The following is a 9,174-nucleotide window of genomic DNA, read 5'->3' on the forward strand; positions in this document are numbered from 1 at the left end:
CAGTAACGCATTTCAAACTTCTGCCAAAGTAGTGCTAGGCCGCGTGGACAAAGCTTGACGTGCTGAAGCGAGGTTGATTCAAGGCTGCCATTTGGAGGCAGCGTTGGGTGAGCGGATTGGTCTGTCGGATGGGGAATGGGCGCTGATTGCGCCGCTGCTGCCGCCGGAGCGGGGCCGAGGCTGCCGTCCCGCAGGTGATAACCGGCCGTTCTTCGAAGGCATGATGTGGATGGCACGGACGGGGTCGCAGTGGCGGCATCTGCCGGATGAATATGGCAAGTGGAACAGTGTCTTCCGCCGCTATCGGCGTTGGATTGAGACCGGCGTGTTCGATGCCATGCTGGAGACGCTGACGGAGATGGCCGGGCGGGATCGCTCTGCCGATATGATCGACAGCACCATCGTTCGGGCACACCACTGCGCGGTAGGTATAAAAAAGGAACTGGCCCGGCCGAGGGCCTCGGCCGCTCGCGCGGTGGCTTCACCACCAAATTGCACGTCCGATGTGACGGCAAGGGGCGACCGCTCGGCTTCGTGCTGACGCCTGGCGAGGCGCACGACGTACACGGCTTCGGCCCGCTGTTCCGCATGATCAGCGGCAAGGTGAAGGCGCTGCTGGCCGATCGCGGCTACGACGCCGATGCCATCCGCGCCGAGATCGCCTTCCACGGCATACAAGCGGTGATCCCTGCCAAGCGCGGACGCCGCAACCCTGCCGCCCATGACCGAGACAAATACCGCCTGCGCAGTCGGATCGAGCAACTCTTCAGCAAGCTCAAGACCTGGCGGCGGATCGCAACCCGCTACGACAAAACCAGAGGATCATACCTCGGCTTCGTCAGCCTCGCTTCATCACTGCTCTGGCTACCCTTTGTCCACGACGCCTAGCGCTGATGTCATCATCGAGCATGGAACGCCCGGACGGCTTCTTGCTGACTATGTCGAAAACGAGCATGCCGACCTCACCGTAATCGGCAGCCATGGCCGCGGCGTGCTGTTCGACGCGCTGATCGGCAGCACCGCACAGAGCCTGATCGAGAGTCTCGAGGGTGACCTGCTCGTCGTTCACTATCGGCCGGGCAAGGGCCAGTGAATAGCCCTCGGGCTTCTGGACGCCTTCGATCCTAATTTTGAGGATAGGAGGCGATGATGGGTGAGGGGAATTGCAGCGACGAGTTCAAGCGCAATGCTGTGTCGCGGATCGGGTAGCGGTGTTACCCGATAGCGGAAATTTCATAGCGGCTCAGGGTCAGCCAGCATTCGCTCTGTTCTTGGGCAACCGCTGGCAAGGGCCGCGTCAGACGATGTAACCAAGAATGCCGAGATCAGGCGATTGGAGCGCGAACTGGCATGATGGACCTGGGATTTTAAAACGACTGGACTGGCAAAACATCGCTGACTGGCATTGAGCCAGTCCCGTCATGGAAGCTTTGCGTCAATCATCCAGAGAATCAAAGCCAAAAGTCCGAAGGTCAGAGCAGTCAGGAAAGCCACATCCACGTTGCCGCGCAGGCGATTGAGAAATTGCATTTTCCGGCTCCTCGATAGCAGGTCGCAACCAAGTTATAAGACGGATATATTCGGGCTATCGGGAACAATACGTATCCAGTGCATCCCTGTGATCCAACTTCGGCGGGTAGGCACAGTTGTTTGCTCTGGACTCACTGGTAATGCATTCAAAATGCGGAGCCGTCGATCGCGCGCGAGCACGACGGCTCCGACAATCGCCGCCCCGCTTCCGATATCTGCCGAGCGATGGTGAGGGTAATGTCTCACCCGCGAGCGCCGGCAGCGGTGCCAGGCCAGGCGTGCCGCGGCCGACGACCGCAGCACCGCGCAACACGCCACGACGGTCGATCGACGTGTCTCACCTGTCCAATTTCGATCGCAACAGCGCGAGTCAGGGCGGGCCTGTCGCTTGACATCATGTCAGGGTCGAGCGGTCTCAGCGCCTTGATACCGGTCAAAGTCGAAAGACCTTGACCCTGACATGATGTCAGACCCTATCTGCCAGTGCGAAGGAGCAAGACGATGAACGATCCTCATGCACATGGCGGCCATTGCTGTTCGAAACCGTCCACTGCGCCCGCCGCCATCAAGGACCCCGTGTGCGGGATGACGGTAGATCCGGCGACGAGCGCGCATCATGCCGAGCATGGCGGTGTGACATATCACTTCTGCAGCGTCGGCTGCCGTGCAAAGTTCGTCGTAGATCCGGCCAGGTTCACAAATGGCGAGGCCGATACTTTAACGGCAGCGCCCCCGTCCTCGCTATCGGTGTGGACTTGCCCGATGCATCCCGAGATCCGGCGCCCTAGCCCGGGCATCTGCCCGATTTGCGGCATGGCGCTGGAGCCGGCGGAGCCGAGCGCCGACGAGGGAGCAAACCCGGAACTGGTCGATTTCACTCGCCGCTTCTGGGTGAGCGCGATGCTTGCCGTGCCCCTGCTGCTGATTTCGATGGGCGCCGAGATGGCGGGTCTGCACCTCGTGCCGATGCGCTGGTCGCCCTGGGTGCAATTCGCGCTGACTGCGCCGATCGTGCTGTGGGCAGGCTGGCCGTTTTTCGAGCGAGGCTGGGCGTCGCTCAAGTCGCGCCACTATAACATGTTTACGCTGATCGCGATCGGGGTCGGCGCGGCCTTCCTCTACAGCGTGGTGGCGACAGTCGCGCCCGGGGTGTTTCCGGCAAGCTTCCGCGACCATGGCGCCATGGTGCCCGTCTATTACGAGGCGGCCGGCGTGGTCGTTGCGCTGGTGCTACTCGGGCAGGTGCTGGAACTGCGCGCGCGCGCCGCGACCGGACGTGCGATCCGCGCTCTCCTGAACCTTGCGCCCAAGACCGCGCGGCGGATCGGTCCGGACGGCGAGGAGCAGGAAGTCGATCTCGGCAAGGTCACGGCCGGCGATCGTCTGCGCGTGCGTCCCGGCGAGGCGGTCCCGGTCGACGGGACCGTGATCGACGGCCGCTCGTCGGTCGACGAGTCGATGCTGACCGGCGAGCCGGCGCCGGTGCTCAAGGTGCCGGGCGCCGCGCTTACCGGCGGCACCGTCAACGGCACTGGTAGCCTGGTCATTGAGGCGCAGGCGGTTGGCGCCGACACGATGCTGGCGCGCATCGTCGCGATGGTCGCGGAGGCGCAGCGCAGCCGTGCGCCGATCCAGGCCGTGGCGGATCGTATTTCCGGCTGGTTCGTGCCGTTGGTGGTGCTGATCGCACTGCTGACCTTTGCCGTCTGGAACCTTGTCGGCCCCGAGCCGCGCTTCGGCCATGCCTTGCTCAACGCCATCGCGGTCCTGATCATCGCCTGTCCGTGCGCGCTCGGGCTTGCCACACCGATGTCGATCATGGTCGGGACGGGACGCGGGGCTCAGGCCGGCGTGCTCGTCAAGAATGCCGAGGCGCTGCAGGCGCTCGACAAGGTCGATACACTGGTGATCGACAAGACCGGGACGCTGACCGAAGGCAAGCCCAAGCTCGTGGCGGTCGAGCCAACTGAAGGGTTCAACGCTGATCGGGTGCTGGCGCTGGCGGCAGCGGTCGAGGCTCGCTCCGAGCATCCGCTGGCGGTCGCGATTGTTACCGGCGCCAGAGAACGCGGGCTGACCGTCTCGGCGGTCGAGGACTTCGACTCGCAGACCGGCATGGGCATAAGCGGCCGGGTCGACGGTCGGAGGGTCGTGATCGGCAATGCCGCGCAGATGCGGAGTGCCGGAGCGGATGCCACAGCGCTAGAGGCATCGGCCTCGCGGCATCGCGCTGAAGGCGGCGGCGTCATGCTGGTTGCCGTTGATGGTGAAGCGGCCGGGCTGATCGCCGTCGCCGACCCTGTCAAGGCGTCATCGCGCGGCGCGATCGCTGCGCTTCACGCCGAGGGGCTGCGCATCGTCATGCTGACCGGCGACAGCCGCGGCACGGCAGAGGCCGTCGCTCGGGCGATCGGCGGGATCGACGAGGTCCATTCCGATCTCAAGCCGGAGGACAAGGCGCGGATCGTCGTCGACCTCAAGGCGAACGGCGCTCGGGTCGCTATGGCGGGCGACGGTATCAACGATGCCCCGGCGCTCGCGGCCGCCGATGTCGGCGTGGCGATGGGAACGGGGACGGACGTGGCGATCGAGAGTGCTGGGCTGACGCTCACAAAGGGCGACCTTTCGGCGATGGTACGTGCGCGGCGGCTAGCGCGTGCCACTATGGCCAACATACGGCAGAACCTGTTCTTCTCCTTCCTGTTCAACGGCGTGGGCATACCTATTGCGGCGGGTGTGCTCTATCCGGTGACCGGCATCCTGCTGTCGCCCATGTTCGCAGGGGCCGCGATGGCGCTGTCGTCATTCACCGTCGTCGTCAACGCGCTCCGCTTGAACGCTGTACGACTGGAAGCGCGCAAGCCATGAATATCGGTCAGGCCGCCGCTGCAAGCAGCGTGTCGCAGCGTATGATCCGCCACTATGAGAAGATCACGCTGATCCCGACACCGTCAAGGCGCGGCAGCGGCTATCGGGACTATTCGGACGCCGATGTTCACCGCCTCCGGTTCGTCGCAAACGCGCGCGACCTTGGTTTCCCGATCGAGGAAATCCGTTCGCTTCTGGACCTCTGGCAGGACCGTTGCCGATCGAGCGCTGAGGTGAAGGCGCTGGCACTTCCCGAGCCGACGAGCTTGGCCGCAAGGCGGCTGCGCTGGACGGTATGCGCCGGGCGCTGATGGAACTAGCCAACAGCTGTACCGGAGACGAACGGTCGGATTGCCCGATCATCGATCGACTGGCTGAGGGTTGATCGTCGCAGCTGCCTTCCTGAAGGGCGCTTCCGACTTCACTATGAGATCTTGCACCGCGAAGGTACAAGCCATGATCCAAAACTCCGTCTCGACATTCCCGTTCTTCTCCCTGACGTGCCGGACGCGGCAGATGCTTGTGTCGACAGGCTCATCGGCTCGCTCGAAAGACGCCCGGGCGTCGAACAGGCCATGTGGTGCCAGCCGAAGCGGGAGCGCCCGCGATACGCTGCATCCATTTCGATCCGGCGGTTACGACGCTGTTGCGTATCCGCTAACTGGCCCAACTCGCACATTGCTTATGTGGTCTCGACTGACCGCTTGATAGCGATCCTGCGTTTCGTGCTCGTATTTGAGCCATCGGGGTCAGCATCATGGTGCGGCGGCCACGCGCGGCCAATGCGCCGCTGCTGTCCATTTTCTTTTATAACTGATTCTGCTCGCGTCCGGCTTGTAGGTGGGCCTTGTCCTCGGCGACTTTTTGCATGCTCTGGGCATGGGGCGATGCCCAGACAGTCCGGGCAATGGTCATAAACATGCCTGTTGGCGCCGAGATCACCGGCCTCGGCTTGCCGCTTTTTGTCGTGCTGGAAGGCGAGAAGAGTTGCCGCGAAAGCTGAGATAGTTCGACGCATTGGCGTTACGCGCACGTGTCCGGATCCCAAGTACGGTCCATGCGAGCCTTTGACGACATCTGATTGCGCTTCAGCAGTAACGGCGACGGGGGAGACTGGAACATGCGCCTTCCCCCGACCGTGATTGGTACTGTTACGTATACTTGCTATGTGTCGGGACAGATAATCGTAATGAAGGCGCTATGGCATCACGACGGTCGGGAGTGATGGCAGTTGCTCTCTTACGATGAAGGTCGGAATATGGCGTGGCTCGCGAGGATAATGCTGTTTGTGCCGGCGCTGATCGCCGGATGGTTCGTCTCTAAAGAGGACCCCCGATACTGGGTGGTGGCGATGGTAATCGCGCTGGTGTTCATCGCGCTTTCATGCTGCATTGCTATCTACGTACCGGCCTTTCGCCTCTGGCCACGTCGCACGCGGCAGTAGCAACGCAACGATCACATATCCGGAGCGCTTGCGAAGGCTCACGCGCTTGAGCAAATGACCCTTTTCCAAGTGGCTGATGAAATCGGCATTGAACGGTCGGGTGCTCGGGCTCACTGGGGAATGTCATCAATGATGGGCGCCTTCGCACTGCCGGACCCCGGCTGGTAGGGGCGCCTGAATGCGAGTCCATGACCATTGCCGGCAAGTACGCCTTCAAGCCGGTACAGCTTGCCAACCTCTCTGATCGCTTTTCTCCTGGGTTAAGCCGCGACGGTATAGCGTGCTTCGAGCAGATCAAGCTCTCGGATAAGCTTGCGTGCGGGCTCGCTGTCCAGTTCGCGCTTGCGCACCATCCGGAAAATTTGCGCGCGTTCGGCCTTCAGCGCTGCCAGACGAAGGCGGCGCTCAATCTCTTCTGCTCGCCGCCCCAGCGCATTGTTTTCCGGGCTACCAACCCGGCTCTCGATCCTTTGCCGGTAACCATCCATAATGCGGGATGCGGTCGAGACATAGAGATCCGCGTCGCTTCGGCCCTCTGCCAGCGCATGCTGGACCTTCTCGATCTCCGCGATCGCAGCTTCTGCCGCCTTGACGCGGGCCGCATCCTCGGCCGCCTTATGGTCATGTTCGGCCGGCATCTCGAGACCTTTGAGCAGAAGGGGTAGCCCCAGGCTGGCAGCTAGCAACGACACGATGATGACGCCCATCGCCAGAAAAATAGCCAGATCTCTTGCCGGAAAGGGCGAGCCATCGTTCATTGCCAGAGGCAGTGTCAAGACACCGGCGAGCGTGATGGCGCCGCGAACGCCGGCAAAGGAGATCGCGGCGACGATCCGCCAATTGGGCGTGGAACGCCAGTCCCCTTCGCGAAAGAAGGTGAGACGAAGGGATGCCCAGACCCACAGGAAGCGAAGGGCGGCGAGCCCAAGGTTGATTGCGATGACATATATTGCCAGCCACCAAGGTTCCTGATGGCCGGTCGCGCGAACGGTTTCGGCCGAGCTGGCGAGAATGGCGGGCAGCTGCTCGCCGAGCAGCACGAAGATGACCCCGTTGGCGCTGAACTGGATCATATCCCACACTGTGTTGCGGCGTATGCGTGTGGAGCCCTCCAGTTCGCCAGTGCTTTCGACAAAGCCCATGGTGAGGCCGGCGGCGACTGCGGCCAGAATGCCGGAGCAATGGAGATGCTCGGCAAGGAGATAGGCGCCAAATGGGATGAGCAGGCTTATGAGAATCTGCGCGCCGCCCTCCTCTCCATAATGCCGTGAGACCCAGCTTTTCGCGCGCGACACAATCCAGGTGAAGCCGGCACCGATCGCGATGCCCCCGAACGCGACCCACAGGAAATTGAGCGCTGCGTCCTGGACTGAGAATGCTCCGGTTAACGCTGCGGCGATTGCAAAGCGCAGGCAGACGAGTCCGGAGGCATCGTTCAAGAGCGATTCCCCTTCGAGAATATGCATCATGCGCTTGGGGATGGAGACGCGCTGGGCGATCGCGGACACCGCGATCGGGTCGGTGGGGGAGACGACGGCGGCGAGACCGAACGCGACAGCCAACGGCATCGCCGGGACCATCCAGTGGATGAAAAAGCCCATGCCGACGACCGTAGCGACGACCAGGCCAAGGGCGAGCTCGACGATGGTCTTGCCGTCCTTGAACAGCTCTTCGCGGGGAATGCGCCAGCCATCGAGGAACAGCAACGGCGGCAGGAGCAGGAGAAAGAAAATCTCCGGATCGAGCGTGACGCGCCAGTCAGCGGCCAGCCCGATCATTGCGCCCAGGGCGATCTGAAACAGAGGTCGTGGCAGGGGCAGGGGAACCATGCGCGAGAAAATGCCGCTCAGGATGACGGCAAGCAGCAGCAGCAGGATGATCGTGATGGTTTCCAATAGTCTTCCTCACATTTGGGGCTGGATCAGACGGCCGCCTAGGACTGCCCAGGAATGGGAAGTTCGTGCCATTTTTTGCGATATCCCGGTCAGCCGCTAGCCCCTTGATGTTTTTCGCGACGTTTGACCTGGAGTGAACGCTCACATGATGATGATTGCGTGTGTTTTTAGATCATGATGCCCACCAGGATGGCATTGGCGAGATCGATGAAGAAGCCGCAGACCAGGGGCACGACGATAAAAGCCTTGGGTGCCGCACCATATTGCCGTGTGACGGCGCTCATATTCGCAATCGCTGTCGCGGTCGATCCAAGCCCTATTCCCCCGAACCCTGCGCTCATGACGGCTGCTTCATAGTCGCGCCCAAGGCAGGGGAAGAGAATGAAGATCATGAAAGCGATGGCCATTGTTATCTGCAAGCACAGGGCAACGGCGAGAAATGCGACCATGCCATCGAGAGCCCATAGCTGCAGGCTCATCAATGCCATGGTGATGAAGATGCCCAGGCTGATCTCAGAGATCAACGCGACGCCGCGTTGCATGCGTGGCCAATCCCATAACCTGCGTTTTCGCGTGGTTAGATGAGGGGTGACGCCGCGAAGGATAATGCCCGCCAGGAGGCAGCCGACAAAATCAGGAAGATTGAGGCCACTGCTCTTGATTGCCAAAGTCAAGGATTGACCAAGCAGGAGCGTGACATTGAGCCAGAAGAGCGCGAGGAGGGCACCATAATAGTCGAGGAGCGTCCGCTGCGGCTCGTGCAGCGTACCGATCTCGAGCATAGAGGCCCCTGAAACTGGGATATTGCGTGCGCGAATGAGATAGCCGGCTACAGGGCCACCGATCAGGCAGGCGGCTATCAGGCCGAACATATTGCCCGCTGTTCCGATTTCCGCGGCGTTGGCGATCCCCAGCGTTTCCACGAAATGCGGTGCCCAAGCCAGCGTAGTGCCGATCCCGCCGGTCAACGAAATCGACCCGACCATCAGTCCGGCGCGCGGATCCAGACCGAACGCGCTGGCGATCGTCATGGCAAGCAAATTCTGCAGCAAAATGAAGAGACTTGCGAGCGCGGTGAGGATTATGAGCGCCCATCCGCCGCTTCGGATCGTCCGGACGTCGGAATTGAGCCCGATGGCTGCGAAGAAATAGAGCAGCAAGGTGTCGCGGATACCGATGTCAAACTCTATCTTGCTGCCGTGCAGAAGATAAATGCCGCTGACCACAGCAGCGCAGACTATTCCCCCTATGACCGGTTCGGGAATGCTGTAGCGCTTGAAAAGATCGAAACGGCTGACGAGGGCCTTTCCCGCGAATAGCAAAAGGATCGCAATGGTCGAGGTGGTCAGGGCATCAATGTACAGCATCATCGTTCATTTTCATCGATTATCATTCACCCTGCTTTGGCTTGTGGGGCCGGCCAGAGAGTCTTCTCGG

The 9,174-nt window shown here is 61.6% G+C and carries 5 protein-coding genes and 3 pseudogenes; 6 read left to right on the forward strand and 2 right to left on the reverse strand.

Translation table 11 applies throughout. The annotated features are described in order from the left end of the window. Nucleotides 1-103: 103 nt before the first annotated feature. From A7Q26_RS25015 to A7Q26_RS03360, 6 genes and pseudogenes are all read left to right on the forward strand, one after another. Nucleotides 104-888: pseudogene (locus A7Q26_RS25015) on the forward strand (IS5 family transposase). Then, nucleotides 872-1,093: a universal stress protein gene (locus tag A7Q26_RS03345; RefSeq protein WP_066856564.1), complete on the forward strand. Its 222-nt coding sequence runs from the start codon at nucleotides 872-874 to the stop codon at nucleotides 1,091-1,093. The pseudogene A7Q26_RS25015 and the gene A7Q26_RS03345 overlap by 17 nt, the downstream one beginning before the upstream one ends. Nucleotides 1,094-2,031: 938 nt before the next feature. Beyond that, entirely contained in the window at nucleotides 2,032-4,398 is a 2,367-nt protein-coding gene (locus tag A7Q26_RS03350; RefSeq protein WP_084438969.1) for a heavy metal translocating P-type ATPase, read from the forward strand. Then, nucleotides 4,395-4,783 (forward strand): annotated as a pseudogene (cueR, locus tag A7Q26_RS03355) (Cu(I)-responsive transcriptional regulator). The gene A7Q26_RS03350 and the pseudogene cueR overlap by 4 nt, the downstream one beginning before the upstream one ends. A 49-nt stretch (nucleotides 4,784-4,832) precedes the next feature. Further along, nucleotides 4,833-5,056, forward strand: a pseudogene (locus tag A7Q26_RS26295) (hypothetical protein); the annotation flags it as partial. Nucleotides 5,057-5,656: 600 nt separating this feature from the next. After that, the gene (locus A7Q26_RS03360; RefSeq protein WP_010335682.1) at nucleotides 5,657-5,842 is read left to right on the forward strand and encodes a hypothetical protein; all 186 of its coding nucleotides are present in this window, start codon (nucleotides 5,657-5,659) and stop codon (nucleotides 5,840-5,842) included. Between the two features lie 260 nt (nucleotides 5,843-6,102). On the opposite strand, the gene A7Q26_RS03365 is transcribed toward A7Q26_RS03360, so the two are convergent. Beyond that, nucleotides 6,103-7,737, reverse strand: coding sequence for a Na+/H+ antiporter (locus A7Q26_RS03365; protein WP_066856570.1), 1,635 nt, complete (start codon nucleotides 7,735-7,737; stop codon nucleotides 6,103-6,105). 167 nt (nucleotides 7,738-7,904) lie between these two features. Beyond that, nucleotides 7,905-9,107 (reverse strand): sodium/glutamate symporter, encoded by a 1,203-nt coding sequence (gene gltS, locus A7Q26_RS03370; protein ID WP_010338707.1) that lies wholly within the window; start codon nucleotides 9,105-9,107, stop codon nucleotides 7,905-7,907. Nucleotides 9,108-9,174 lie beyond the last annotated feature (67 nt).

Source organism: Sphingobium sp. TCM1, from assembly GCF_001650725.1.
Classification (GTDB): domain Bacteria; phylum Pseudomonadota; class Alphaproteobacteria; order Sphingomonadales; family Sphingomonadaceae; genus Sphingobium.

What these genes read in the sequence shown, in the direction of transcription:
- A7Q26_RS03350 (WP_084438969.1), top strand. Translation starts at nt 2,032, where the DNA reads ATGAACGATCCTCATGCACATGGCGGCCATTGCTGTTCGAAACCGTCC.
- A7Q26_RS03360 (WP_010335682.1), top strand. Translation starts at nt 5,657, where the DNA reads ATGGCGTGGCTCGCGAGGATAATGCTGTTTGTGCCGGCGCTGATCGCC.
- gltS (WP_010338707.1), bottom strand. Translation starts at nt 9,107, where the DNA reads ATGATGCTGTACATTGATGCCCTGACCACCTCGACCATTGCGATCCTT.